At 72.0% G+C, this 24,211-nt stretch carries 28 protein-coding genes; 10 read left to right on the top strand and 18 right to left on the bottom strand.

The genetic code is table 11. The annotated features are described in order from the left end of the window. Positions 1-20 precede the first annotated feature (20 nt). On the bottom strand, positions 21-638 hold the full coding sequence (locus AB0G28_RS18245; RefSeq protein ID WP_361089859.1) for a choice-of-anchor P family protein: 618 nt from the start codon (positions 636-638) through the stop codon (positions 21-23). 210 nt (positions 639-848) lie between these two features. On the opposite strand from AB0G28_RS18245, the gene AB0G28_RS18250 reads away from it, so the two are divergent. The 3 genes from AB0G28_RS18250 to AB0G28_RS18260 all read left to right on the top strand — a co-directional run bounded on the left by AB0G28_RS18250 (position 849) and on the right by AB0G28_RS18260 (position 3,994). Beyond that, positions 849-1,436 carry a biotin transporter BioY gene (locus tag AB0G28_RS18250; protein WP_361089656.1) on the top strand — a complete coding sequence of 196 codons (588 nt, stop codon included), beginning with the start codon at positions 849-851 and terminating at the stop codon, positions 1,434-1,436. A gap of 106 nt (positions 1,437-1,542) precedes the next feature. Continuing rightward, the gene (locus AB0G28_RS18255; protein ID WP_361089658.1) at positions 1,543-3,594 is read left to right on the top strand and encodes an ATP-dependent DNA helicase; all 2,052 of its coding nucleotides are present in this window, start codon (positions 1,543-1,545) and stop codon (positions 3,592-3,594) included. Between the two features lie 58 nt (positions 3,595-3,652). Next, entirely contained in the window at positions 3,653-3,994 is a 342-nt protein-coding gene (locus AB0G28_RS18260; RefSeq protein ID WP_361089660.1) for a hypothetical protein, read from the top strand. 150 nt (positions 3,995-4,144) lie between these two features. Here AB0G28_RS18260 and AB0G28_RS18265 read toward each other — a convergent pair whose 3' ends face one another. From AB0G28_RS18265 to ctaD, 4 genes are all read right to left on the bottom strand, one after another. Beyond that, positions 4,145-4,546 carry an OsmC family protein gene (locus AB0G28_RS18265; RefSeq protein ID WP_361089661.1) on the bottom strand — a complete coding sequence of 134 codons (402 nt, stop codon included), beginning with the start codon at positions 4,544-4,546 and terminating at the stop codon, positions 4,145-4,147. Between the two features lie 16 nt (positions 4,547-4,562). Continuing rightward, positions 4,563-5,342 (bottom strand): peptidyl-tRNA hydrolase, encoded by a 780-nt coding sequence (locus AB0G28_RS18270; RefSeq protein ID WP_361089663.1) that lies wholly within the window; start codon positions 5,340-5,342, stop codon positions 4,563-4,565. Then, positions 5,339-6,568 (bottom strand): phosphoserine phosphatase SerB, encoded by a 1,230-nt coding sequence (gene serB, locus AB0G28_RS18275; protein WP_361089665.1) that lies wholly within the window; start codon positions 6,566-6,568, stop codon positions 5,339-5,341. The genes AB0G28_RS18270 and serB overlap by 4 nt, the downstream gene beginning before the upstream one ends. Positions 6,569-6,683: 115 nt before the next feature. After that, the gene (gene ctaD / locus AB0G28_RS18280) at positions 6,684-8,471 is read right to left on the bottom strand and encodes a cytochrome c oxidase subunit I (RefSeq protein ID WP_361089667.1); all 1,788 of its coding nucleotides are present in this window, start codon (positions 8,469-8,471) and stop codon (positions 6,684-6,686) included. 135 nt (positions 8,472-8,606) lie between these two features. Between ctaD and AB0G28_RS18285 the strand changes: the two genes are divergently transcribed. Next, positions 8,607-9,428, top strand: a complete 822-nt coding sequence (locus AB0G28_RS18285) for an aminoglycoside phosphotransferase family protein (RefSeq protein ID WP_361089669.1) — start codon at positions 8,607-8,609, stop codon at positions 9,426-9,428. On the opposite strand, the gene AB0G28_RS18290 is transcribed toward AB0G28_RS18285, so the two are convergent. Beyond that, positions 9,416-10,177 (bottom strand): alpha/beta hydrolase, encoded by a 762-nt coding sequence (locus AB0G28_RS18290; protein ID WP_361089670.1) that lies wholly within the window; start codon positions 10,175-10,177, stop codon positions 9,416-9,418. The genes AB0G28_RS18285 and AB0G28_RS18290 overlap by 13 nt on opposite strands. On the opposite strand from AB0G28_RS18290, the gene AB0G28_RS18295 reads away from it, so the two are divergent. Then, positions 10,176-10,715: a GNAT family N-acetyltransferase gene (locus tag AB0G28_RS18295; protein WP_361089672.1), complete on the top strand. Its 540-nt coding sequence runs from the start codon at positions 10,176-10,178 to the stop codon at positions 10,713-10,715. The genes AB0G28_RS18290 and AB0G28_RS18295 overlap by 2 nt on opposite strands. A 60-nt stretch (positions 10,716-10,775) precedes the next feature. Here AB0G28_RS18295 and AB0G28_RS18300 read toward each other — a convergent pair whose 3' ends face one another. From AB0G28_RS18300 to AB0G28_RS18310, 3 genes are all read right to left on the bottom strand, one after another. Further along, the gene (locus AB0G28_RS18300; RefSeq protein ID WP_361089674.1) at positions 10,776-11,084 is read right to left on the bottom strand and encodes a hypothetical protein; all 309 of its coding nucleotides are present in this window, start codon (positions 11,082-11,084) and stop codon (positions 10,776-10,778) included. Between the two features lie 251 nt (positions 11,085-11,335). Continuing rightward, a complete protein-coding gene (locus AB0G28_RS18305) occupies positions 11,336-12,436 on the bottom strand; it encodes an NAD/NADP octopine/nopaline dehydrogenase family protein (protein ID WP_361089676.1) in 1,101 nt (366 codons plus the stop codon). Between the two features lie 72 nt (positions 12,437-12,508). Further along, entirely contained in the window at positions 12,509-13,633 is a 1,125-nt protein-coding gene (locus AB0G28_RS18310) for a nucleotide pyrophosphatase/phosphodiesterase family protein (RefSeq protein ID WP_361089678.1), read from the bottom strand. 357 nt (positions 13,634-13,990) lie between these two features. On the opposite strand from AB0G28_RS18310, the gene AB0G28_RS18315 reads away from it, so the two are divergent. Further along, positions 13,991-14,200, top strand: a complete 210-nt coding sequence (locus AB0G28_RS18315) for a zinc ribbon domain-containing protein (protein ID WP_361089680.1) — start codon at positions 13,991-13,993, stop codon at positions 14,198-14,200. 24 nt (positions 14,201-14,224) lie between these two features. Here AB0G28_RS18315 and AB0G28_RS18320 read toward each other — a convergent pair whose 3' ends face one another. Beyond that, on the bottom strand, positions 14,225-15,343 hold the full coding sequence (locus AB0G28_RS18320) for a PLP-dependent transferase (RefSeq protein WP_361089682.1): 1,119 nt from the start codon (positions 15,341-15,343) through the stop codon (positions 14,225-14,227). A 58-nt stretch (positions 15,344-15,401) separates the two neighbouring features. Here AB0G28_RS18320 and AB0G28_RS18325 point away from each other — a divergent pair, with 58 nt between their 5' ends. Beyond that, positions 15,402-15,878 carry an Lrp/AsnC family transcriptional regulator gene (locus AB0G28_RS18325; RefSeq protein ID WP_361089684.1) on the top strand — a complete coding sequence of 159 codons (477 nt, stop codon included), beginning with the start codon at positions 15,402-15,404 and terminating at the stop codon, positions 15,876-15,878. 2 nt (positions 15,879-15,880) lie between these two features. On the opposite strand, the gene AB0G28_RS18330 is transcribed toward AB0G28_RS18325, so the two are convergent. Further along, a complete protein-coding gene (locus AB0G28_RS18330) occupies positions 15,881-16,405 on the bottom strand; it encodes an adenylate kinase (RefSeq protein ID WP_361089686.1) in 525 nt (174 codons plus the stop codon). After that, a complete protein-coding gene (locus tag AB0G28_RS18335) occupies positions 16,389-16,853 on the bottom strand; it encodes an Lrp/AsnC family transcriptional regulator (RefSeq protein WP_361089687.1) in 465 nt (154 codons plus the stop codon). The genes AB0G28_RS18330 and AB0G28_RS18335 overlap by 17 nt, the downstream gene beginning before the upstream one ends. Positions 16,854-16,946: 93 nt before the next feature. Between AB0G28_RS18335 and AB0G28_RS18340 the strand changes: the two genes are divergently transcribed. The 3 genes from AB0G28_RS18340 to tsaA are packed head-to-tail and all read left to right on the top strand — an operon-like array spanning position 16,947 to position 18,615. Then, positions 16,947-17,786: an LLM class flavin-dependent oxidoreductase gene (locus tag AB0G28_RS18340; protein WP_361089689.1), complete on the top strand. Its 840-nt coding sequence runs from the start codon at positions 16,947-16,949 to the stop codon at positions 17,784-17,786. After that, positions 17,783-18,208, top strand: a complete 426-nt coding sequence (locus AB0G28_RS18345) for a nucleoside deaminase (RefSeq protein ID WP_361089691.1) — start codon at positions 17,783-17,785, stop codon at positions 18,206-18,208. Before AB0G28_RS18340 ends, AB0G28_RS18345 begins: the two co-directional genes overlap by 4 nt. 11 nt (positions 18,209-18,219) lie before the next feature. Then, positions 18,220-18,615: a tRNA (N6-threonylcarbamoyladenosine(37)-N6)-methyltransferase TrmO gene (tsaA, locus tag AB0G28_RS18350; RefSeq protein WP_361089862.1), complete on the top strand. Its 396-nt coding sequence runs from the start codon at positions 18,220-18,222 to the stop codon at positions 18,613-18,615. Here tsaA and AB0G28_RS18355 read toward each other — a convergent pair whose 3' ends face one another. From AB0G28_RS18355 to AB0G28_RS18380, 6 genes are all read right to left on the bottom strand, one after another. Further along, the gene (locus AB0G28_RS18355; RefSeq protein WP_361089693.1) at positions 18,616-20,382 is read right to left on the bottom strand and encodes a 3-hydroxybutyryl-CoA dehydrogenase; all 1,767 of its coding nucleotides are present in this window, start codon (positions 20,380-20,382) and stop codon (positions 18,616-18,618) included. Positions 20,383-20,501: 119 nt separating this feature from the next. Next, a complete protein-coding gene (dhaM, locus tag AB0G28_RS18360; RefSeq protein WP_361089695.1) occupies positions 20,502-21,182 on the bottom strand; it encodes a dihydroxyacetone kinase phosphoryl donor subunit DhaM in 681 nt (226 codons plus the stop codon). Next, positions 21,179-21,808, bottom strand: a complete 630-nt coding sequence (gene dhaL, locus AB0G28_RS18365; protein WP_361089697.1) for a dihydroxyacetone kinase subunit DhaL — start codon at positions 21,806-21,808, stop codon at positions 21,179-21,181. Before dhaL ends, dhaM begins: the two co-directional genes overlap by 4 nt. After that, positions 21,808-22,809, bottom strand: coding sequence for a dihydroxyacetone kinase subunit DhaK (gene dhaK, locus AB0G28_RS18370; RefSeq protein ID WP_361089699.1), 1,002 nt, complete (start codon positions 22,807-22,809; stop codon positions 21,808-21,810). Before dhaK ends, dhaL begins: the two co-directional genes overlap by 1 nt. A 67-nt stretch (positions 22,810-22,876) precedes the next feature. Continuing rightward, entirely contained in the window at positions 22,877-23,878 is a 1,002-nt protein-coding gene (locus AB0G28_RS18375; RefSeq protein ID WP_361089700.1) for a DUF3558 domain-containing protein, read from the bottom strand. Between the two features lie 47 nt (positions 23,879-23,925). Then, on the bottom strand, positions 23,926-24,210 hold the full coding sequence (locus tag AB0G28_RS18380; protein ID WP_361089702.1) for a hypothetical protein: 285 nt from the start codon (positions 24,208-24,210) through the stop codon (positions 23,926-23,928). Between the last annotated feature and the right edge of the window lies 1 nt (position 24,211).

The following is a 24,211-nucleotide window of genomic DNA, read 5'->3' on the forward strand; positions in this document are numbered from 1 at the left end:
GCTTTCACGTGAAAGCTCCACTACCTCTTGCCGAACGGGTCGCAGAACGCCGTGCCCAGGTAGATGTCGCCGCTCGCCGGGCCGCCCTGCGGGAACAGCTTGATGTGCAGCGCGTGCGTCACCAGGCTGCCGTCGGGCGGCTGGGGTGTCACGGTCTCGTTGAGGATCACCGTCGCCAGTGCGGTGCCCGCGGCGCCGCCGGGGATGACGATCCGGTGGTTCGGCGGGATCTGCTCCGGCACGGTGACGCCCTCGACGGCGCCGATCGCCACCTCGCCGCCGCTGCCCGTCGCGGTCGTCGCGCACTTCGCGGAGTAGGTGCGCACCGTGAGCACCGGACCGCCGTAGCGCTGCAGCACGGTCGTCCGGAAGCGGCGCCCGCTCGCCTGGGCGATCGACACCTCGCCCGACCGCCCGCAGCCGGTGCTGCCGGCCCCGAACACGGCGATGTCGCCCGTGGCGCCGCCCTGCGTCCAGCCCTTGTACGGGCCGTCGACGGTGCATTTCGCCAGTTCACCGGTGACGATGTGCTCGTTGTCGGTCGTCACGTCCGCCGAACCGGAAGACGCCCATCCGGTGGACGTCACGGGGGCCGCCGCACCGAGGAGCGGGACGGCCAGCGTCATCACCGCGAGCAACCGATATGTCCTCTTCCAGGGGTTTCGCACGCTCCGGCCTCCTCGGTCCCGTGACAGATCGCAGCTCTGCCCTTCGTCATCGGCCGGTCCGGCGGCCGCCCTGATCGGGTCCACCCGGACGAGTGGCCGGTGAGGAACGCAACTCGGGAGGTCCCCGGGACGGTAACGAGCGTTAACCTCGATCGTCGCCTGTTCACCTCGGGAGGTTTCGTGTCTTCGCTGTCCTTCGCCGGCAAGCGGCCCGTGCTGGCCGACCTCGTGCCCGGCACGCTCGTGCGGGACATCGCGCTGGTCGCCGGCGGTGCCGCGCTCACCGGCGCCGCCGCGCAGCTGACGATCCCGGTGCCGGGCAGCCCGGTGCCGATGACCGGCCAGACGTTCGCCGCCCTGCTCGTCGGCGCGTCGCTCGGCATGTCGCGCGGTGCCGCCTCGATGCTCGTCTACCTGCTGGTCGGCGCCGTCGGCGTGCCGTGGTTCCAGCACGGGACGTCCGGCCTGTCCGGCGCGAGTGCCGGCTACATCGTCGGGTTCGTCTTCGCCGGTGCCCTGGTCGGCGCGCTCGCCGGGCGCGGCGGCGACCGGACGCCGGTGCGCACCGCGGGCACCATGGTGCTCGGCAACGTCGTGATCTACGCGTTCGGCGTGCCGTGGCTGATGGCCTCCACCGGCTTCGACCTGTCCACCGCGTTCGCCAAGGGCGTGACGCCGTTCCTGATCGGCGACACGCTGAAGATCGTCGTGGCCGCGGGCCTGCTGCCGCTGACGTGGAAGCTGGTTTCGCGCCGCACCGAAGACTGACGCAGGCTGACCGTGACGCCGTGGGGGACCCGCTCCCCCACGGCGCGAACGGACCGTTCGCGACGGAGCACCGATCTTTGTCGGGGGCGGCGGCTAATGTGTCGCTGTGCCCGCCCGAACTGATTTCCCCGGCGTCCTCGAACTCCTCACCCACGCGGTGGAGTCCGTCGGCGGTGCCGAACGCCCAGGGCAGGTCCGGATGGCCGACGCCGTCGGGCGCGCCATCCGCACCGGCGAGCACCTGGCCGTGCAGGCGGGCACCGGCACCGGCAAGTCACTGGCCTACCTCGTGCCCGCGATCCGCCACGCCGTCGAGAAGGAGGCCACGGTCGTGGTCTCCACGGCCACGATCGCGCTGCAGCGCCAGCTCGTCGACCGCGACCTCCCGCGCCTGGCGAAGGCGCTGAAGAAGCCGCTCGGCCGCGAACCGACGTTCGCGATCCTCAAGGGCCGGCGCAACTACATGTGCCTGCACCGGCTGGACTCCGGCGCGCCGGACGAGCCGGAGGACGCCCAGCTCTTCGACCCGTTCGCGGTGTCCCGGCTGGGCAAGGAGGTCACGCGGCTGCGGGAGTGGGCGTCGGACACCGAAACCGGCGACCGCGACGAGCTCGTCCCCGGCGTCTCCGACCAGGCGTGGCGCCAGGTTTCGGTGACGGCGAAGGAATGTCTCGGCGCTTCGCGCTGCCCGATCGGCACTGACTGCTTCGCCGAGCGCGCCCGCGCCGAGGCCGGCCGGGCCGACGTCATCGTCACCAACCACGCGCTGCTGGCGATCGACGCGCTGCAGGGCTACCAGGTCCTGCCGGACCACGACGTGGTGATCATCGACGAGGCCCACGACCTGGTCGACCGGGTCACCTCGGTCGCCACCGGCGAGCTGACCAGCGCGATGTGCGCGTCGGCCGCACGCCGCTGCGGCAAGCTCATCGACGCCGACGTCGCCGACCGCCTGCTGGAGGCGGGTGACGGGCTGGCGCTCATCGTGGACGACCTGCCCGCGGGCCGGATGGACGAGCTGCCCCGGCCGCTGAAGGGCGCGATCCCGGCGATCCGCGACGCCGCGCACGCGTGCATCACGGCGCTGGGCTCCGACCGCAAGGAGGACGTCGAGGAGGCCACGGCGCGCAAGCTGGCGCGGTCGCTGCTCGACGAGGTGCACGACACCGCGGTCCGGCTGCTGGAGGCGTTCGACGACGACCAGGCGCACCAGCGGGACGTCGTCTGGCTCTCCGGCGACAAATACGCGTCGAACCCGCGGCCGCCGGCGCTGAAGGTGGCGCCGCTCGGCGTCGCCGGGCTGCTGCGCGAGCGCGTGTTCAACCAGCACACGACGATCCTGACGTCGGCGACGCTCACCCTGGGCGGCACGTTCGACACGATGGCGCGCCAGTGGGGTCTCCCGCCGGGCGCGGCCCGCGTCGAGCAGGCGCCGGGAGCGGCGACGGAGAAGGAAGCGCCGTCGGACGCCGACTCGGGCCCGAAGTGGACCGGCCTCGACGTCGGCTCGCCGTTCGACCACCGGCGCAACGGCATCCTGTACCTGGCCAAGCACCTGCCGCCGCCGGGCCGTGACGGCCTGACGTCGTCCACAATGGACGAACTGGCCGAGCTGATCGAGGCCGCGGGCGGCCGCACGCTGGGCCTGTTCTCGTCGATGCGCGCGGCCAAGCAGGCCACCGAGGAGATGCGGGAGCGGCTGGACTTCCCGATCCTGTGCCAGGGCGACGACGCGACGTCGCTGCTGGTCCAGAAGTTCTCCGAAGACGTCCGCACGTGCTTGTTCGGCACGCTGAGCCTGTGGCAGGGCGTCGACGTGCCCGGGCCGTCGTTGCAGCTGGTCGTGGTCGACCGGATCCCGTTCCCGCGCCCGGACGACCCGGTGTCCTCGGCGCGGCAGCGCGCGGTGGAAGCCCGCGGCGGCAACGGGTTCCTCACGGTGGCGGCCACGCACGCGGCCCTGCTGCTGGCGCAGGGCACCGGGCGCCTGCACCGCGCGGTCAGCGACCGCGGGGTGGTGGCGGTGCTGGATTCGCGGCTGGCGAACGCCCGCTACGGCGGATTCCTGCGTGCGTCGCTGCCGCCGTTCTGGCCGACGATGGACCCGAAGGTGGTGCGGGAGGCACTGCGCCGGCTGGACGCTGCCGCGCCCGCGTGACGCGGCCCGCCGCCACGCCCGGTACGGTGAACCCACCGAAGCAACAAGGGAGCACCGGTTGACCCAGGATTCGTCCAGCGCCCAGTCCCGGACCGTCAGCGTCGACGACACCGGAGTGCGGCGGCGGCTCGCGGACGGCAGCGAAGAGGCCGTCACGTGGGCCGGCCTGTCGTCGGTGATGGTGCGGGTCATCCCCGACGGCCCGTGGAACGAAGACGTGTTCTTCATGCTGGTGGGCACCGACGGCAAGGGCACGGCGGTCCCGAGCGGCGACCCGGCGGCCGACGCGCTGATCGAGCGCCTGCAGGCCCTGCCCGGCTTCGACAACGAGAAGTTCATCGAGGCCATGACGACCGACGCCGACCAGGCGTACGTCGTCTGGGAATCCGCGAAGAACTAGCCACTCGCGCCCAAGGTTCGTCGGCAGCCTGCCGGAATGCGCCCCAATGTGGCGTTGGTTGCGTCTGACGCACCGAACGCCACATTGGGTGCGTTGAACGCACCGAACGCCACATTGGGGCGCTCGGCTCGACCCGAACAACGCGCGGCACTAGGCGCCGGGAAAGCTTTCCGTCACCGGAATACCCTTCTTGAGCGTCCGGCTCACCGTGCAGAGCCGCTCGATCGCCCGGTCGACGGCGCCGGCCAGCGCGTCCCGCTGATCCGCCGGCAAAGTCGACACGTCGACATCGAAAGTGACGTGCACGGCGTCCAGCTCCGAAGCGCCTTCACGCCGGTCCGCGGTGACATTCACGCGGAACTTCGCGTCGCCGACCCGCCGCGTGATCAGCTCTTCCGCCGTCACCGCGCTGCAGCCCGCCGCCGCGATCTGGAGCAGTTCGGCGGGCGAGAAAGCCCCTTCGGCGCCCTTCCGCCCCAGCCGGACCTCCGCGCCCCGCTCGTTGCGCCCGACGAACGCGTGCTCGCCCGTGCGTTCCACTTCCAGTGTCATGCCCGCTCCAACCGGGTCAGGAAGCCACTTGTTCCGGTGCCCACTGGGCGAGAACCGTGATCGTGCCCGGGTCGACCTCGGTGAACCCGGCGTCCCGGACGGCGATGACCCGGTCGCGCCGCCACGCGCCCTCGGGGTCGTCTCCCGGGTGCAGTTCCTTCCATTGCACGGCGCTCGCAGCGCGCACGGCGGTCCGGTAGCCCTGCCCGGCCCAGGCCACGCGCTGCTCGTCGTCCAGCAGCGCGGCCAGGATCATCGTGGCGTGGCCGACCTGGGCGGCGGCCTTGCCGACCGTCATCGGCACGTGCGGGTTGAGCAGCAGCAGCGGGACGCCGTCCGGGACCGGGCCCGGCTCGTCCGGCGGCAGTTCGCTGCCCGAGATCTGCAGCCGCGCGACGTCCTTGGGCGTCTCGGTCACCAGGCCGGGCAGCAGGGCCCGCGCCTCGGCGCCGTCGACCTCGACGGTGATGCCCGGCAAGTCCTGGACAGCCGCCCAGTGCGCGCCCCGCGCCCGCCGCGCGACCTTCCGGATCCGGTTGTCGAGCCACGCGTGCACCGGCTCGGCCCACTCCCCGCCGGGCTGCGAACGTTCGTCGAGGCACACGGCCAGTGCCGCCGCGGCCGCCGCCTCCAGCAACGGCGTGCGGCCGGGCGGCTCGGCCCGTTCGATGCGGAGGATGACCGGCATCGCGCGGACTTCCTCCGGGAGCTCGTCGGAGGTGTCCGAGGTGTCTTCGGCCGGGAGCCCCAGCCAGTAGGCGTAGCGGGCGCCCAGGGGGTCGAGAACGCTGCTCACGGACGCATCAGCTCGAGCCCGTCGGCGGCGTCGGCCGCTTCGACCTCGCCGCGGGTGAGGCCGAGGACGAACAGCACGGCGTCGAGGTACGGGTGCGACAGCGCGGTGTCGGCCACCTCGCGCAACGCGGGCTTCGCGTTGAACGCGACGCCCATGCCGGCGGCCGAGAGCATGTCGATGTCGTTGGCGCCGTCCCCGACCGCGACGCACTGCTCGAGCGGGATGTCGTACTCGCCGGCGAAGCGGCGAAGCACCTTCGCCTTGCCCGCGCGGTCGACGACGTCGCCGATGACCTTCCCGGTGAGTTTGCCGTCCACGATCTCGAGCTCGTTCGCCACCGCGAAGTCGAGCCCGAGCTCCTCGACCAGACCCCCGATGACCTGCGTGAACCCACCCGACACCACGCCGGTGCGGAAACCCATCCGCTTGAGCGTGCGGATCGTCGTGCGCGCCCCCGGGGTCAGCTCGATCGACGCGGCGACCTCCTCGATCGCCGTGGCCGGCAGGCCCTTCAGCAGGGCGACCCGCCGTTCCAGGGACTCGGTGAAGTTCAGCTCGCCGCGCATGGCCGCTTCGGTGATCTCGCGGATCTCCGGCTCGACCCCGGCGTGCGCGCCCAGCATCTCGATGACCTCGCCCTGGATCAGGGTCGAGTCGACGTCGAACACGACCAGCCGCTTCGCGCGGCGCATGATGCCCGCCCGTTCCACGGCGATGTCGATGCCCGCCTCGACGGCCGCGTCGGCGAGTTCGGTGCGCAGCGCGGCGTCGGCTTCGGGAGTGTCCTGGTCGACCGAGACGTACAGCTCCAGGCCGGTGACCGGGTAGTCGGCGACACTGCGGATCGCGTCGATGTTGGCCCCGAGCGAGGCCAGCCGGCGCGCCACCTCGGAGAAGCCGCGGGCGGTGACCGGACGGCCCAAGACGACGAGCACGTGGGAGGAGTCGCGGCGGCCGAGCGCGAACGGGTCGTCCCCGATCGCGCTGCCGATCTTGACGTCGACCTGCATGCCGACCGACGCCATCGCCTGCTCGACGGCCTCCTGCAGGCCCTCCGGGTCGCGGTAGACCCCGGCGAGCACGCCGAGTACCAGCTGCCCCCGGATGACGACCTGCTCGACGTCGAGCACGTCGACGTCGTGGCGCGTCAGCACGGCGAACAGCACGGACGAGACGCCCGGCTTGTCGGGGCCGGTCGTCGTGATCAGGACGGGGGTCTGGGTCACTGGTCATCCCTCGTTCGGCAACGCTGCAACGCCAGTCTGCCGGTCCGGGCTCGGACATAAGTAGAGCGCGTGCCCGGCTTCACATCAGCCGGGCACGCGCTCACTCGATCAGGGGCTACTTTTCGCCTTGCTCGCTCGCGTTGTCCTGGGAGTGGTCTCCCGGGATCACCGCTTCGGTCAGCAGCTGCGACGGCGCCGCGTGGCTGTGGACCTTCTGCTTGCCGAAGAAGCCGATCTCGCCCTCGCTGTGGATGCGCTCGATCATGTGCGGGTAGTGCAGCTCGAACGCCGGCCGCTCGGAGCGGATCCGGGGCAGCTCGGTGAAGTTGTGCCGCGGCGGCGGGCACGAGGTCGCCCACTCGAGCGAGTTGCCGTAGCCCCACGGGTCGTCCACCGTGACGATCTCGCCGTACCGGTAGCTCTTGAAGACGTTCCAGATGAATGGCAGCGTCGAGGCGCCGAGGATGTACGCGCCGATCGTGGAGATCGTGTTCAGCGTGGTGAACCCGTCGGTGGACAGGTAGTCCGCGTACCGGCGCGGCATGCCCTCGGCACCCAGCCAGTGCTGGACGAGGAACGTGCCGTGGAAGCCGATGAACGTGGTCCAGAAGTGCCACTTGCCGAGCTTCTCGTCCATCATCCGGCCGGTGATCTTCGGGAACCAGAAGTAGATGCCGGCGAAGGTGGCGAACACGATCGTGCCGTAGAGCACGTAGTGGAAGTGCGCGACGACGAAGTAGCTGTCCGACACGTGGAAGTCGATCGCCGGCGCGGCCAGCAGGATGCCGGTCAGGCCGCCGAAGAGGAACGTGACGATGAAGCCCATCGAGAAGATCATCGGCGTCTCGAAGGACAGCTGGCCCTTCCACATCGTGCCGATCCAGTTGAAGAACTTGATGCCGGTCGGGACGGCGATCAGGAACGTCATGAAGGAGAAGAACGGCAGCAGCACGGCGCCGGTGGCGTACATGTGGTGCGCCCACACCGCGACGGACAGCGCCGCGATCGCCAGCGTCGCCCAGACCAGGCTCTTGTAGCCGAACAGCGGCTTGCGGCTGAACACCGGGAAGATCTCCGACACGATGCCGAAGAACGGCAGCGCGACGATGTACACCTCGGGATGGCCGAAGAACCAGAACAGGTGCTGCCAGAGGATCACGCCGCCGTTTTCGGGGTCGAACACGTGCGCCCCGAGGTGCCGGTCCGCCAGCAGGCCCATCAAGGCCGCGGTCAGGATCGGGAAGGCGAGCAGGACCAGGATGCTCGTGACCAGGATGTTCCAGGTGAAGATCGGCATCCGGTACATCGTCATGCCCGGCGCGCGCAGGCAGACCACCGTGGTGATCATGTTGACCGCGCCGAGGATGGTGCCGAGACCACCGACGATCAGGCCGGAGATCCACAGGTCCGCGCCGACGCCCGGCGAGTGGATGGCGTCCGACAGCGGGGTGTAGGCGAACCAGCCGAAGTCGGCGGCGCCACCCGGGGTCAGGAAGCCGGACATCACGATCAGGCCACCGAAGAGGTACAGCCAGTACGAGAACGCGTTCAGCCGCGGGAAGGCGACGTCCGGCGAGCCGATCTGCAGCGGCAGCACGAAGTTCGCGAAGCCGAAGAGGATCGGGGTCGCGTACAGCAGCAGCATCACCGTGCCGTGCATGGTGAAGAGCTGGTTGTACTGCTCCTGGGACAGGAACTGCTGCCCGGGCCGCGCCAGCTCGGTGCGGATCAGCATGGCCATCGCGCCGCCCGCCATGAAGAAGGCGAACGACGTGACCAGGTACATGATCCCGATCTGCTTGTGGTCCGTCGTGCGGAACAACCGCAGCAGGTACGAACCCTTAACCGACTCGCGCGCGGGATACGGGCGCGTGGCGATCGGCTTGGGGGCTACGGCCGTCACTCCTGCCTCCAACACTGAAACCTTGTGGTGGTCATCGTCGCGCCACCGGGGCCCGGGAAGATCCGGTCCGGCGGCTTAGGGGGATCGTAGCCCTCGCTACCGACAGTCGCGCGCACCGGCTGGCAAGATCGGGGCGTGGCCGACGACTACACCCGCGAGGCGGTGCGTGCGGCCCGCGCCGTGACCGCCCGGCTCGGCCTGCCCGCCCGCGATCCCGAGGTGCTCCACGAACGGTCGAACGTGCTGGTGAGGCTGGGTCCGCTGGTCGCGCGGGTGCCGGCGACGATCCGCCTCGCCCGGACCGGACCGGCCTGGCAGGAGCGGGACGTGGCGGTGTCGCGGTTCCTCACCGAACGTGGTGTGCGCGTCGTCTCACCCACGACGGATCCCCCGGCCGGACCCCATTTCGCCGAGGGTCTTCCGGTCACGCTCTGGCAGCACACCCCGCACGATCCGGATCACCGGTACGCCCCGGACGTCGTCGCGCGCTCGCTCGCCGAGGTGCACGCGGCGCTGCGCGAGTACCCGGGCGAGCTGCCCCGCCGCGGACCGCTCGACGACCTCGAGCGCATCCTCGGCCGCTACGACCTGGACGGCGCGGCGCCCCGCCTGCGGGCCGAGTTCGCGCGGGTGGCGGCCACGCTGCCGGACGGCCCCGCGCAGCCGTTGCACGGTGACGCGCACCCCGGGAACGTGATCGCGACCGAAGACGGGCCGTGCTGGCTCGACTTCGAGGACACCTGGTGCGGGCCACTGGCCTGGGACCTCGGCATCCTGGCCCGCCAAGGCGGCCCGGACCACCTGGCCGCCTACCCCGGCTCGGTCTCCGGCGAAGCCCTTCGCGCCTACTCGGAGCTGCGCGCCCTCTATGCCGTCGTGTGGCGGTTCGTCATCGCCCGGCGGTTCCCCCACCGGCTGCCCGAGGCCCGCTCGGCGCTGGCCGGCTATTTCTCCTGAGTCGCGGGGTACCAGGACAGGATCGCCTCGACCACGCCCGCGGGGTCTTCGAGCGGCGTCAGGTGGCCGGCGTCCGGCAGCACGACGAGCGTCGAGCCCTCCATGACCCCGGCCATTTCGCTCGCCGCCGCCACCGGGGTGATCGGGTCCTCTTCGCCCACGACGACCAGCGCCGGAACCCCGCAGTCGCGCAGCAGGTCGAGCGAATCGGGCCGGCTCCGCAATGCCAGGGCCGTCCACGCAACCCCGGCGGCCGGCTGGGATTCGATGATCTCGCGGACAGTTTCGACGACCTCGGGACGCTGTTCCCGCGTCGACGCGGCCAGCAGGTTCGGCAGGTTGGCCTCGGCGAGCCAGGTCTTGATGCCTTCCCGCTCGACCCGGGCGGCGACATCCAGCCGCGTCTGCGCGGCTTCGGGCGTGTCGGGCGTGGCCTTGGTGTCGATGAGCACGAGCCCGCCGACCCGCTCGGGAGCCAGCCGCAGCACGGCCATCGCGAGGTAGCCGCCCATCGAGCAGCCGCCGAGCACGACACGGCCGAGTTCGAGCCGGTCGAGCAGGGCGACGACGTCGCGCGCGGCGTCTTCGAGGCTCGGTTCGCGCGGGGACTCCGGCAGCGGCGAGCGGCCGAGCCCGCGCTGGTCCGGCGTTATCACCCGGACGTGTGATGCCAGCGGCTCGCGCACCGCGTTCCACATGCGGGAATCCAACGGAAAGGCGTGGAGGAGGACGAGCGGCAGTTCGGTCATGCGCGTCATTTTGTCGGACCCCCTCGCTAGCTTCGCCGATGTGTTCACCGACATCGAAACCGACCGGCTGCTGCTGCGTCCGCTCCACGAGGCGGACCGGCAGGCGATGGTCGACATCCACACGGACCCGCGCACCAACCGCTTCAACCCGGACCCGCCCGACGTCCCGCGCGCGTCGGAGATGTTCTCGGGTTGGCTGGCGCACTGGTCCGAGCACGGCTTCGGCTACCCCGCGGTGCTCGAACGCGGCGGCACCGAGGTGCTCGGCCTGTGCGGCGTGCGGCTGCGCGAGTTCCACGGCGAGAAGGTGCTGAACCTCGGCTACCGGTTCCGCCCGTCGGCGTGGGGCAAGGGCTACGCGGTCGAGTCCGGGCGGGCGGTCCTGGAGTGGTGCGCCCGCGAGCTGCCGTCCGTGCCGGTGCTGGCGAGCGTGAGCATCGCGAACAAGTCATCGCTGCGAGTGGCCGAGCGCCTCGGCTTCACGGAGTACACGGAGGAGCTGTACGACGGCGCGATGTCAAGGCACTACCGGCGCTGAGCCGGACGTTGTTTGAAAACTCCAGAGCGAAACGAGCCACGCTCCGGCCACGGGCCGGGGTCACCAGCGGCGGTGCGGCCGCCGCCGCGCCCGGGCTTCCCAGCAGGCGCGGTGCCAGTGCCGCCGGTCGGCGACCGAACCGGTCTCATCGGCGGGCCAGACGACGACGTGCGGCGTACCCGGCCGGATCTCGTGGTCGCAGCCGGGACAGCGGTAGACCTTGGTGGCCTGGGCCCCCGGCACGGTCCGGACCAGCCAGTCCCCGTCGGCCCCGGACTCGGCGCGCGCCCACCCGGTGGCGGCACCGAGGTCCCGCTCGGGCGGCGGCCCGCCGTCCGGACGGCGGCCGGGACGGTTGCGTCGAGGCACGCCCGAAACGGTAGCGGCCCCACCCCGCCCACCCGTCCAGCCACCCAAGCTGACCTCCAGGCACGCGGACCGACCGCCCGGGTTGGCGAACCGACCCTCCAGGTACGCGAGTCGACCCTCCAATCACACGAGTCGACCCTCCAATCACGCGTGATGCCCCTCCAATCACGTGTCATGCCCCTCCAATCACGGGTGATGCCTCCCTGATCACCCGTGATGCCCTTCCCGTCACGGGTGACACCCACCGGGCCTCAGGCCGCGCGGCCACCCACCGCGGCCGGTCGCCCGAGTGTGCGCAGGATGGCGTCGTGGCCGAGCCCGTCCCAGCCGAGCCGGGCCAGGGTCCGGCCGGTCCGGCGGTAGTCCTCGCCGCCGAGCACCGACATGATCGTGATCGCGGCGTCGACCATCGGCGTGGCGACGCCGGCACACCGCGCGAGTGCCTGCAGCGGCACGAGCGTGGAACGGATGTCCTCGGTGAGGAAGCGGTGGTCGAGGCTGGTCGGCGCGGCGATCGTCCGGTACGGCTCCACGGTCCGCAACGCGTCGAGCAGCGTCGTGGCCGGGCAGCCGTAGTAGCGGTCGAGGACCTCGGTCATGGGCAGCAACCGGGCCCCGTAGGCCTGCGCGACGGCGGCGAACTCGGCCTCCGTCCGCTCCAGCAGGGCGATCGTGCGCGACGAAACGCCTTCGACGTAGAAGAGCAGCTCCTCCGCCCGGTCGATGGTGCCGAGGTTGGCGAGCGAGATCGGCACGTGCGCGACCGCGCCGAAGTCGTGCAAACCGCGTTCCACGGGGTTGCGCGCGACTTCCAGCATCGGGAACCACTCGCGCAGCAGCCCGGCGTGCCGTCCCACGGCGGCCGTGGTGCTGCCGGAGATCAGGTTCCAGCGCTTGACGCCGAGGACGGTCACGCCGTCGGTCCCGGACGGCCGGGCGGCGAACAGCGCGTCGGTCTCGACGACGTCGACGTCCGGTGCTCCGGCGGCGGCGAGCGCGTGGGCGAACTCGACGCTCCCGCACAGCTTGCCCGAGAACAGCACCACGACCTGCCCGGCACCCAGGTGCGGTGCGAGCCGGGCGGCGACCTCCGGGTAGGCGGTGGTCACCGTGGCGACCAGGACGACGGCGCGGCCGGCCAGGCCCGCCGGGTCCGCGGTCACCTCGCGCAGCGGGTACCGCCCGTCGAGCACCCCGCGCGCGACGATCTCCCGGCGGCGCGCGATCTCCTTCGCGGCCTCAAGATCCCGCGTGTAGAGGTGCACGGGCTGCTCAAGCGCGGCGAGGTGGGCCGCCACGGCCCGCCCCTCACCGCCCGCTCCGACGACCCCGATCCCGTCCAGCACGCTCATTCCGCCCACTCCCGTCAGTCCGGTACGCAGTGGACAGGTCGGCACGGGCGGTGGGAAAGTTCCCGGCTACGGTCAGCCTTGGGCGAGCGCCAGCGGAACCAGCTGTTCGGCGGTGGTGAGCGAACCGTGCTGCCCGACCAGCGACGTCTCCACGGCTTCCGCGAGCCCCCGCACCATCCCGAACCGGCCCCGGGCCGCGACGACGACGTCGCCGATGCGCGGCAGCACCCGGTCGCTGACCGTGTGGCCGAACCAGCCCTCGGCGACGGCTTCCTCCCGCGAGCGCACCCACGCCCGTTCGCCCAGCACCTCCCGCCAAGCCGCGAGGACGTCCGTGGCCGCGCCCGGCTCGGTGTAGACGTGCCGGGCGCGGACCTCGCCGCCGAACGTCCGGACACCCGCCAGCAGCTCCGGGGTGTCTTCGAGGTCGAGCTTGTCGTCGAGGGTGACCATCCCGTGGTCGGCGACGACGGCGAGCAGCGCACCGGAGGGCAGACCGTCCACAAGGGACTCGACGAGCCGGTCGATCTGCCGCAGCTGCATCCGCCAGGCCGCCGAACCGGGGCCGTAGACGTGGCCCAGCAAGTCGAGCTCGCTGTGGTAGGCGTAGCAGAACGTCCGGCCTTCGAGTACCGACAGCGTCCGCGCGGCGAGGTCGCCCAGCGCGTGCACCCCGGCGTACCGCGCTCCGCTCTGGGTGGCCCGCGTCAGGGCCGTGTCGGCGAACTGGGCCGAAGAAACCACCGCGGCGTCGATCCCGGCCGCGGCGGCCCGTTCGAACGTCGTTTGCAGCGGCTGCACCTCGCGGGGCGGGAGGGCGCCGCGGAGGTCGCTGCCGTCCTCGTGGCTGCGCCAGCGCAGCGCGTTGAGGACGCCCGTGCCGGGCATTTCGAACGTGTAGCCGACCATGCCGTGTTCGCCCGAAGCGAGCCCGGTGCCGATCGCGGCGACGCCGGCGGCCGTCGTCGACGGGAAGCCCACGCGCAAGGGCTCCCTGGCGAGCTCGGCCAGGACCGGGGCGTCCGCGGCGTGCTCGGCGAGCAGTTCCCAGCCGAGCCCGTCGACGAGGAGCACCCCGGCGCTGCTCGCCTCCGGCAACGCCAGCGTGTTCGCGCAGCCGGGGACCCCGAGCGTGGCCAGCAGGGACGGGACGACCTGGCCGAGGTGCGGAACGTCGGCGAGCGAAGGCGGCTGCACGCGCCCAGCTTCCCACCCGCCGGCGTTGGCTGGAGTCCGAGCCCAGCCGAGCCCAGCCGGGGTGGCCGGGGTGGCCGGGGTGGCCGGGGTGGCCGGGGTGGCACGGTAGCCCGCTCCGGTGATGAGCGCCTACTTCCCACCCGCCGGAGTCCCCGGGCGGCCGAGCCCAGACCCGGGGCCACCGAGCCGCCCGCAGGTGGCTGGGTCCGGCCGCAGGTGGCCAGGCCCAGCCGCGAGTCGCCAAACCCAGCCGCAGGGTCACCAAGCCCGGCCGCAGGTCGCCGAACCCGGCCGCGGGTCGCCGAGCCGGCAGTGGCCGGGGATGGCATGGCCGGCCGCTCCGGCGATAATCACGGTATGCCGACCTACGCCTACCGCTGCCGTGAGTGCACCGAGACCTTCGAGCTCCTGCGCCCGATGAGCGAATCGAGCGCGCCGGCGGCCTGTCCGGAGGGGCACACCGACACCGTCAAGCTGCTCACCACGGTCGCCCTCACCGGGGCCGCGAGCGGTCCCCCGGCCCCGGCGGGCGGCGGTGGCTGCTGTGGCGGCGGCTGCTGCGGCTAGCTCCGGAGCCGGCTGGATTCCGAGCTAGAGAGCCTTCAGCGCCTGCTCCAGATCCGCCCACAGGTCCTCGACATCCTCGAGGCCGACGGACATCCGGACCAGCTGGTCGGACACCCCGGCGTCGTGGCGGTCGCCCTCGTCGACGATCCGGTGGCTGATCGAGCCCGGGTGCTGGATCAGCGTGTCGACGCTGCCCAGGCTGACCGCCGGCGTGATCAGCCGGACCGCCCCGATCAGGGCGTGCGGGTCGCCGTCGATCTCGAACGCCACCAGCGGGCCGCCGATCCGCGGGTAGTGGACGGCGGTCACGGCCGGGTGCTCGCCGAGCCGGGCGGCCAGCGTCGCCGCCGTCGCGGATGCGGCGTTGACGCGCAGCGGCAGCGTGGAAAGCCCGCGCAGCAACAGATATCCGGCGAGCGGGTGCAGCACGCCGCCGGTGGCGAAGCGGATCTGCCGCAGCCGGGCGGCTTCCGGCGCGTCGCACGCGACGATGCCACCCATCACGTCGCCGTGGCCGCCGAGGAACTTCGTCGCGCTGTGCAACACCATCCGGGCGCCGTGGCGGCCCGGGCGCTGGAGCACCGGGGTCGCGAACGTGTTGTCCACCAACAGCGGCACCTCTCCGCAAGCGCGGACCAGCTCGGCGATGTCGGCCTCGGCCAGGGTCGGGTTCGCCGGTGTCTCCACGAACACCAGCCCGGTGTCCGGCCGGAGCGCGGCGGCGACGGCATCCGGCGCGGCCCAGGTGACCTCCGTGCCGAGCAGCCCGGACTCGAGCAGGTGGTCGCTGCAGCCGTACAACGGCCGCACGGCGACGATGTGGCGTTTCCCTTGCGCCACCGCGGAAAGCAGGCAGGCCGAGACGGCGGCCATGCCGCTGGCGAAGGCGACGCCGTGGTCGAAGCCCTCGAGCTCGGCGAGCGCGCGCTCGAACCGTTCGACGGTCGGGTTGCCCACCCGGCCGTAGATCGGCGGCCCGTCGAGCTCGCCGCCGGCGGCGAAGGCGTCGATCCGGGCGGCTTCGGCGGCACTGTCGCGGGACGGGTAGGTCGTGGACAGGTCGAGCGGAGCGGCGTGCACGCCGAGGTCCGTGAGATCGTCACGGCCGGCGTGGACGGCTCGCGTGCGCAGCGAGGAAGTCATGCCAGCATGGTCGAGCTTTCGCCGGACCGGGAGCAACACTCTCGGATATCATTCGGCGATGTCCGCTTCCGTCGAACTGAGTCCGGTGGACCTGGAGATTCTGCGCCTGCTGCAGAACGATGCCCGGATCACGAACAAGGACCTGGCGGCCGCGGTCGGCATCGCGCCGTCGACGTGCCTGGACCGCGTCGCCCGGCTGCGGGACACCGGCGTCATCACCGGGCAGCACGCGTCGGTCGACGCGGCCAAGCTCGGACGACCACTGGAGGCGTTCCTGTTCGTCCAGGTCCGCCCGCATCGGCGGCCGCTGGTGGACCCGTTCGTCGAGCACCTGCTCTCGCTGCCGGAGGTGCGCGCGGTCTACCACCTGACCGGGCCGGACGACTTCCTCGCGCACGTCGCGACCAGCTCGGCCGGCGAGCTGCAGCGCCTGGTCCTCGACGAGCTGACCGCGCGCGACGAGGTCGCCCGCGTCCACACGAACCTCGTCTTCCAGCACTGGAGCGGTGGCCCGCTGCTGCCGCCGGAGGCTTGACTTCAGAGGGTCTCGAGCCAGTGGCGAGTCTCGCGCGGGGACGTCAGCCGGACGACGACCGGGCCCGGCGACTCCACCTCCCACGCCCGGATGCGGGCCCGTTTGCGCGCGAAGGACCGGAAGTGCCAGCGGATGATCGAGTCCGCGGAGAACACCTGCCGGAACGACTCGACGTTGCCGTTGCAGATCCGGCGGCGGGTCACCGCCCGCGCGAACGTCCGGCGCACCAAGCGGCCCAGCGAAAGCCAGCGCGGGTAGTCGAGGCCCACGACGAGCTGGGTGCGCGGCAGGACGATGTCCTGCCACTTGCTGTAGACGGCGTCGAGGACCCAGCGGTCCCCCGCGCACACCTCGGCGATCCGGCGGCGCTGTTCCTCGTCCGGAGTGCCGATCCAGCCCGGTTGCCAGCCGATGTCGTCCGCGGAGTGGAAGGGCAAGCCGGTCCGCTCGGCGATCCGGGCGGCGAGCGTCGACTTGCCCGAGCCGGTCACGCCGACGACGACGATGCGCTCAGGGCTCGAGGTCATGGGCGGGCTCCCGCGGTCCGCGGTAGGGCAGGGTCTGGCTGTAGACGACGTTGGTGGTCGTGCTGCCGAACTGGGCCAGCTCGTCCATCGTGCGCTCGAGGTGGGCCATGGAGGCGGCGGCGACCTTGAGCGTGTAGCAGTCGTCGCCGGTGGTGCGCAGGCATTCGAGGATCTCGGTGCGCTCGCCGAGCAGCTTGTGCAACGGCTCGTGCCGGCTGCCGGGGTACTTGAGCCGGACCACGGCGAGCACCGGGTAGCCGACCTTGCCGAGGTCGATTTCCGCGCGGTAGCCGGTGATCACGCCGGTGGCCTCGAGCCGGCGGAGACGTTCGGTCGCCGCGGACGCGCTGAGGTTCACCCGGCGGCCCAGCTCGGTGAGCGGCAGCCGGGCGTCGCGCTGGAGCTCGGCCAGGATGGCCCAGTCCGTCGGATCGAGACTCTCGGTCATTCGCCGAACATACCGTGGGATCCACGGCCCAAGGCCCGGAACGCCGTGATCATTGCCTTCCGGATCCGGGCAAAACGTCGATAGCCTTTTGCGGTGAAGATCGGCGTGAACGTCCCCAACTTCGGCCCCGGCACGAACCCGGGCGTCCTGCGCGCCTGGGCGCAGACGGTGGAAGGCCTCGGCTACGACCTGCTGATGGTGTCCGACCACGTCGCCATCACGCCGGACGTCGCCGGGCAGTACCCCGCGCCGTTCTACGAGCCGTTCACGACGTTGGCGTGGCTCGCAGGGGTGACACGGCGGGTGCGGCTGGGCACCACCGTGCTGGTGGTCCCGTACCGGCATCCCCTGCTGGTGGCGCGGATGGCGGCGAACCTCGGCGAGCTCAGCGGCGGACGGCTCGTGCTCGGCGCCGGCATCGGCTGGGCGAAGCAGGAGTTCGCCGCGCTGGGCGTGCCGTTCGAGCAGCGCGGCAAGCTCACCAGCGAGTACCTGCGGGCGATCCGCGCCGCCTGGGCCGAACAGGACGACTACCGAGCGGGCCCGATCCCGCTCTGGCTCGGCGGGCACAGCGACGCCGGGCTGCGCCGCGCGGTGGAGCTCGGCGACGCGTGGCACCCGCTGCGGCTGACGATGGCCGGGTTCCGGGACGGGCTGGCATGCCTCGAAAGGCTGGCCGGCAACCGGCCGGTGCCCGCCTTCGCGCCGCGGATCCTGCTGCGGGTGACCACGGCGCCGGTGACCGGGCCGGACCGGCGCGCCGGCGAAGGCACGCTCGACCAGGTCGTCGACGATCTGGTGCGGTTGCGGGCCCTGGGGGCGGACACCGTCGTGCTCGACCCGTTCGACTCGGACCCGGCCGAAACACTGCGCCCGGAGGTGGCGTGGCGTGACCTCGCGGCGGTGGCCGCGTCCTGGAGGGAGAACCTGTGAAGGACACCGAAGAAGCCCTGCTGCGGCGGGCGATCGAGCTCGCCCGCGAAGCGCGCGAGGTACACGGCAACCCGCCGTTCGGCTCCCTGCTGGCCGACGCCGACGGCAAGATCCTGGCCGAGGATCGCAACACTTCGCTGACCGACAACGACATCACGGCCCACCCGGAGCTGAAGCTCGCCCGCTGGGCGGCGCAGAACCTGGCCCCGGAAACCGCGGCGGCCACGACGATGTTCACCAGCACGCAGCCGTGCGGCATGTGTACGGGCGCGATCGAGCGGTCCGGGCTCGGCCGCGTCGTCTATGCGCTGTCGACGGAACAGTTCCTCACGCTGCGCCCGCCGGTCACCTGGGGGTACGAGCTGGAAGGCCCGGCGTTGTTCGACGAGGCCCGCGTGCCGGTCGAGGGCTACTACCAGTGACGAGCTACGAGGTGCGCCCGGTGGCGCGCGTCGAGTCGCCGCTGACGGACCGCGCGACGGCCCCGAAGCAGGGCGACGAGGGCGCGCCGCCGTCCCGGGTGGTGTTCGCCCCGGAATTCACCCCGGCGGCGGCCGACCTCCGGCCGGGCGACCGCCTGGTGCTCCTGACGTGGCTGCACGAAGCGGATCGCGACGTCCAAGCGGTCCACCCCCGCGGCGACCGCGGCCGCCCGAGCACCGGGGTGTTTTCGACGCGCTCGCCGGACCGCCCGAACCCGATCGGCCTCCACACGGTCACGGTGACGGCGGTCGAGGGCGGCACGATCACGGTGACCGGCCTGGAAGCGATCGACGGCACGCCGGTGCTCGACGTCAAACCGGTCCTCGGCGAGGTGGACGAGCGCTGATCAGTAGTCCTTGAAGCCCTTCCCGGTCTTCCGGCCCAGCCGCCCGGCGGTCACGAGGTGCTCCAGCAACGGCGCCGGCGCGAAACCCTCTTCGCGGAACTCGTTGTACAGCGTCCGCTGGATGGCCAGGGAGACGTCCAAGCCGACGACGTCCAGCAGCTCGAACGGGCCCATCGGCAGGCCGCAGCCGACCTTCATGGCCGTGTCGATGTCGTTCGCGCCCGCGTAGTGGGCTTCCAGCATCTTCACCGCGTCGTTCAGGTACGGGAACAGCAACGCGTTGACGATGAAGCCCGCGCGGTCGCCGCAGTGCACCGCGTGCTTGCCCACCGCGGCGCAGACCGCGCTCGCCGTGGCCACGACGTCGGGCGCGGTGGCGATCGTCGACACCACCTCGACCAGCTTCATCACCGGTGCCGGGTTGAAGAAGTGGAGGCCGACCACGTCGGACGGCCGGGACGTCGACGCGGCGCACTCGATCACCGGCAGGGACGACGTCGTCGTCGCCAGGACCGCCCCCGGGCGGACCACCTCGTCCAGCGCCGCGAACACCGCCCGTTTCACCGGCAGCTCCTCGGCCACCGCCTCGATCACCAGGTCGACGTCGGCCAGGGCTTCGAAGTCGGTGACCGGGGTGATGCGGGCCAGCGCCGCGGCACCGTCCTCTTCGGACAGTTTGGCCCTGACCACGGCCTTGTCGAGCGACTTCTTGACGCGAGCCACCGACGCCTGCGCCTTCTCCAGGCTCCGGGCCCGCAGGACGACGTCGAGACCGCGCTTGGCGAACACCTCCGCGATGCCGGTGGCCATCGTCCCCGTCCCGACCACGCCGACCTTCGCCACCGGCCGTGGCGGCACCGAGTCCACTGTGGACACGGTCTCGGTGGCGACCACGTTGGGCGAATCCGGGGCGTCGTAGGTGTAGAAGCCGCGGCCGGTCTTGCGGCCCAGCAACCCCGCCGTGATCATCTGCTTCAGCAGCGGCGCCGGCGCGTGCAGGCGGTTGCGGGACTGGTGGTACATCGTGTCGAGGATCTCGTTCGCCGTGTCCAGCCCGATCAGGTCGAGCAACGCCAGCGGGCCCATCGGGTAGCCGCAGCCGAACCGCATCGCCGCGTCGAGGTCCTCGCGCGTGGCGTACCGCTGCTCGTACATCCGCACCGCGTGGTTGAGGTAGCCGAACAGCAGCGCGTTCGCGATGAACCCGGCCCGGTCGCCGATCACCACCGGCACCTTGCCGAGCCGCTCGGCGAACTCCACCACCTCGGTGATCACTTCCGGCTCGGTCACCACGGTCTTCACGATCTCGACCAGCTTCAGCACCGGCGCCGGGTTGAAGAAGTGCATGCCGACGACCTTGCCGGGACGCGTCGTGTGCACGCCGATCTCCGTGATCGACAGCGACGACGTGTTGGACGCGAACACGACTTCGGGCCGGGTGATCTTGTCCAGCTCGGCGAAGACGTCGGCCTTCAGTTCGAGGCTTTCCGGGATGGCCTCGACCACGAAGTCCACTTCGGACAGATCCGACAGCGACGTGCTGTACCGGATCCGGCCCAGCAACGCCTCGCGGCCGGGCGCGTCCAGCTTGCCGCCGGAGAGCGCCCGTTCCGTCGAGTGCTCGAGGTGCCCGCGGCCGCGCGCGACGCCGGCTTCGTCGAGTTCGACCGTGACGACGTCGAGCCCGCTGCGCGCGAGCACCTCGGCGATTCCGGCCCCCATGGTGCCCAGGCCGACCACACCGACCGTCGAGATGTCCCGCGCCATCGAGGCCTCCAGAGATGTTACTCGCTGGTAATTGGCCTCGATAGTGCCACGGGCACCACCGGAAGCCCAGACGGAATCGAGTCAGTACCGCACAAGTCACCCGGTCGGCGAAGACGGCCTCACTCGCCGAAATTGCCGTCGACCAGCTCCTTCGTCTTCTCCAGCGCGGCGGAAGCCCGCGGGCCGCGCGCCCGGACGCGGATCCGGTCACCCTGGCGGGCGCCGAGCGACATCAGGGCCAGCACGCTGTGGCCGTCGGCTTCCTGGTCGCCGAGCCGGACGGTGACCTCGGCGTCGAACTCGCTCAGCGCGCGCACGAGCAACGCGGCGGGCCGCGCGTGCAACCCGACGTCGTTGCGCAGCTCCAGCTCGATTTCCACGCTGTCGGTGCGGTCGGCCAGGTCCTCGGCGGGCGCCAGGTCCTCGGGGATGCCGGCCGTCGCGGCGGCCTCCGCCACCGCCTTGCGGTCCTGCCCGGCCTGCGCCGCGACCGCCGCGGCGATCGCGCCCTCGACCAGCGGGCCGTCGGCGACGATGGCCGCCGACGGGTCGGCCAGCGACTCGACGGCGAGTTCGGCGGTCATCTGCGCGCTGCCGAGGTCGTAGAGGAGCACGACCCCGTCGCCGTGGTCGGCGCGCTGGGTGGCCGCGACGACCTCGTCGTAGTCGGTGCCGATCGACCCGTCCGCAAGGCCGCCGGCGGGCACGATGGTGACGTCCGGCGCCATCTGGGCGGCCAGCTCGGCCAGCCCCTCGGCGAGCTTCGCACTGTGCGACACGAGCACGATTCCCACGCTCACCGGGCGGCCTCCGCGAACGCCCGCAGCAGCAGCGCCGACGAACGGGCGCCGGGGTCCATGTGCCCGACCGCGCGCTCGCCGAGATAGGACGCGCGGCCCTTCCGCGGCACCAGGTCCACTGTGGACTCCGCGCCGCCGTCGGCCGCGTCGGCGGCGGCGGTCAGCACCGCGGCGACGTCACCGCCGTCCTCGGCCGCCTTCTCCGCGGCCGACACCGCGGGAATCAGGGCATCGACCATCGTCGCGTCGCCGCCCACGGCCTTCCCCCGGGCCTGGACGCCTTCGAGGCCGGCGCGCAGCGCGTCCAGCAGCGCCGGGACGTCAAGGTCGTCCGCCGTGCCGAGCTTGGCCGAGGCACGCAGGAAAGCCGTGCCGTACAACGGGCCCGCGGCGCCGCCGACCTTGGAGATCAACGTCGTCGCGACGAGCTTCAGCACTCCGCCCGGTGTGTCCGGAACAGCGGAGTCGAGCGCCGCCACCACGGCCGCGAACCCGCGGTTCAGGTTCTCGCCGTGGTCGCCGTCGCCGATGGCGCGGTCGAGGTCGATCAGCTCCACGCGGTGCTCGGCGACCACCGCCGCGGCGGCGCGCACGGCCGCCGCGACCCCCTCGGTCGTGCAGGTCATCAGCACCCCCACCGCAGCGCCGCGGTGTTGACCGGGGCGTCCCAGAGCTCGGTCAGCTCGTCGTCCAGTTTGAGCACCGTCAGGCTCATCCCCTGCATCTCGAGGCTGGTGATGTACGGCCCGACCAGCCGGCGCTCGACCACGATCCCCCGGTCGGCCAGGAGCCGCTCGGCGATGCCGTGCGCCAGGTACAGCTCGACGAGCGGGGTGCCGCCCATCGAGTTGGTGAACAGCAGCACGCGGTCGCCGGATGCGAACGGCAGGTCCGAGACGACCGCCTCGACCATCCGCGCCACCAACGCGTCGGCCGGCTCGGCGGGAATCCGTTCACGGCCGGGCTCGCCGTGGATGCCGATGCCGAACTCGACTTCGCCCTCGCCGAGGTCGAAGCTCGGGGTGCCGGCGTGCGGCACGGTCGGCGCGGTGAGCGCGACGCCGATCGACCGCACCTGCCCGATCACCTTCCGCGCCAGCGCGGTCACGGCGTCGAGCGAGTCGCCTCGCTCGGCGGCGGCGCCGGTGATCTTCTCCAGCAGCACCGTCCCGCCGACCCCGCGGCGGCCCGCGGTGTACGTCGAGTCCTTGACCGCGACGTCGTCGTCGATCACGACGCTGCGGACGTCGAGGCCCTCGGCGGCGGCCAGCTCGGCGGCCGTCTCGAAGTTCAGCACGTCGCCGGTGTAGTTCTTCACGATGAGCAGGGCGCCCGCGTCGCCGGTGGTCGCGGTGACCGCGGCCTGCACGGCGTCCGGCGTCGGCGAGGTGAACACCGCGCCGGGCACGGCGGCGGCGAGCATGCCCCGGCCGACGAAACCGCCGTGCAGCGGCTCGTGCCCGGACCCGCCGCCGGAGATGACGGCGACCTTGCCCGCGACCGGCGCGTCGGCTCTGATCACGACGTCCGGGTCGTACTGGACACGGAGGACGTCGGCGTGCGCGGCGGCGAGCCCCCGCAGCGACTCGGCGACCACGTTCGCCGGATCGTTGATGATCTTCTTCACGGCAGCCTCCGGCACATCGGCGGGTGGGGTGCCCCCTTCCTACCTCCCCGCGCGGCCCGCCGCCAGATCAAGGTTTGGGGAGCTTGGTGACGACGTTCTTCGCGACGGTCACCGCCTTGCCGCACGGGTCGCCGGTGCCTCCGGACTCACCCTGGTAGTCCACCTGGGCCAGTTCGACGTCGTCGCCCTGCCACGGCCGGTGCTGCCACTGGACCCGGCACCGCGCCGAGCTCGCGGTGTCGGGCTTCTGGAACGCCGTGACGCCGTTGCCGAGGTCCACCTTGGAGTAACCGTCGCCGGCGAGCGGGGGCAGGCCCGGGAGGAACCGGACCGTCACCACCGCGCCGCCGACGCCGCCCTTCCAGTCGCAGGAGTGCAGACCCGAAGGCGCGGGCTTCGCCGACGGCACGGCGGAGGCGACCACCGCGGTGTCGGCCATCGCGCACGGGTCGGCGGTCAGCACCGTGCCCGCCGGCGTCGAGTACTTCTCCGGCGCGTTGTGCACCTTCTGCACGACGGCTTCGACCAGCGTCTGCCCGGGACGGCAGGGGTCGCCGGCGTAGGTGACCGACACCGCGAGCGCCAGGTCCGGGTTCAGCGCGGTCATCGCCGCGACCGTGCAGTCGGTGTCGCCGGTCTTGTTCACGCGCAGCGGCAGCCCGCCGGCCTGCCCGGTCGTCTTGTCCGCCCGCGGCAGCAGGGTGGCGCTGCCGATCTCGAGCTCGAGCCGCATCTCCTTGCCGCCGGGATCCTTCACCTTGTTGCTGCACGTGTCGAAGGCGATCGACGACGGCGACGGGTCGTCACCGGCCGTGCCGAGGCCCAGCGCGCCGAGGGCGTCCTTGGTGAGGAACTGGCACGGCTGGATCACGCGGAGCGCGTCCGCCGCCACCGCGGCGTCGGTGATCGGCCCGTCGGCGATCTGGCCGGTGCCGGCCGCGGCGGGCACCGTCGTCCGGGCGAAGTTGGACTTGCCGAGGTCCTGCCCGCACGCGGTCAGCGGCAGCGCGAGGGCGGTGACCAGCAGGAACAGCTTCGGGAGACGGCGGTGCCGAGCGTCGGGGAGCACGCCGAGCACGCTAGCGGCAACGTCGGCCCGCTGTCCGGACAACCCGGCTATTCGCCCGCGGTGGCGGGTGTGTCGCCGCTCTCGGGCTCGACCGGCACCACGAGCGGGCGGAGCTTCGCCCAGAGGACGAACAACGCGGCGACCACCAGCATGCCGACGCCGGCCCACAGGTTGATGTTGACGTCGGCCGACTTCTTGATCTCCTCGTCGGAGGTGAAGCCGATGCCCATGACCGTGAGGATGACGCCGTAGACGCCGATCAGCAGGGCGATGATCAGCCGGATGTCGAAAGCGCCTGCCTTGTGCGTGCGCGGCTGCGACTCGGTAGCCATT

Source organism: Amycolatopsis sp. NPDC021455, assembly GCF_040640995.1.
In the GTDB taxonomy this organism is placed as follows: Bacteria; Actinomycetota; Actinomycetes; order Mycobacteriales; family Pseudonocardiaceae; genus Amycolatopsis.

What these genes read in the sequence shown, in the direction of transcription:
- AB0G28_RS18265 (WP_361089661.1), bottom strand. Translation starts at nt 4,546, where the DNA reads ATGACACTGGAAGTGGAACGCACGGGCGAGCACGCGTTCGTCGGGCGC.
- AB0G28_RS18295 (WP_361089672.1), top strand. Translation starts at nt 10,176, where the DNA reads ATGCGCGTCATTTTGTCGGACCCCCTCGCTAGCTTCGCCGATGTGTTC.
- AB0G28_RS18290 (WP_361089670.1), bottom strand. Translation starts at nt 10,177, where the DNA reads ATGACCGAACTGCCGCTCGTCCTCCTCCACGCCTTTCCGTTGGATTCC.
- AB0G28_RS18305 (WP_361089676.1), bottom strand. Translation starts at nt 12,436, where the DNA reads ATGAGCGTGCTGGACGGGATCGGGGTCGTCGGAGCGGGCGGTGAGGGG.
- AB0G28_RS18315 (WP_361089680.1), top strand. Translation starts at nt 13,991, where the DNA reads ATGCCGACCTACGCCTACCGCTGCCGTGAGTGCACCGAGACCTTCGAG.
- AB0G28_RS18320 (WP_361089682.1), bottom strand. Translation starts at nt 15,343, where the DNA reads ATGACTTCCTCGCTGCGCACGCGAGCCGTCCACGCCGGCCGTGACGAT.
- AB0G28_RS18325 (WP_361089684.1), top strand. Translation starts at nt 15,402, where the DNA reads ATGTCCGCTTCCGTCGAACTGAGTCCGGTGGACCTGGAGATTCTGCGC.
- AB0G28_RS18330 (WP_361089686.1), bottom strand. Translation starts at nt 16,405, where the DNA reads ATGACCTCGAGCCCTGAGCGCATCGTCGTCGTCGGCGTGACCGGCTCG.
- AB0G28_RS18335 (WP_361089687.1), bottom strand. Translation starts at nt 16,853, where the DNA reads ATGACCGAGAGTCTCGATCCGACGGACTGGGCCATCCTGGCCGAGCTC.
- AB0G28_RS18355 (WP_361089693.1), bottom strand. Translation starts at nt 20,382, where the DNA reads ATGGCGCGGGACATCTCGACGGTCGGTGTGGTCGGCCTGGGCACCATG.
- dhaL (WP_361089697.1), bottom strand. Translation starts at nt 21,808, where the DNA reads ATGACCTGCACGACCGAGGGGGTCGCGGCGGCCGTGCGCGCCGCCGCG.
- AB0G28_RS18380 (WP_361089702.1), bottom strand. Translation starts at nt 24,210, where the DNA reads ATGGCTACCGAGTCGCAGCCGCGCACGCACAAGGCAGGCGCTTTCGAC.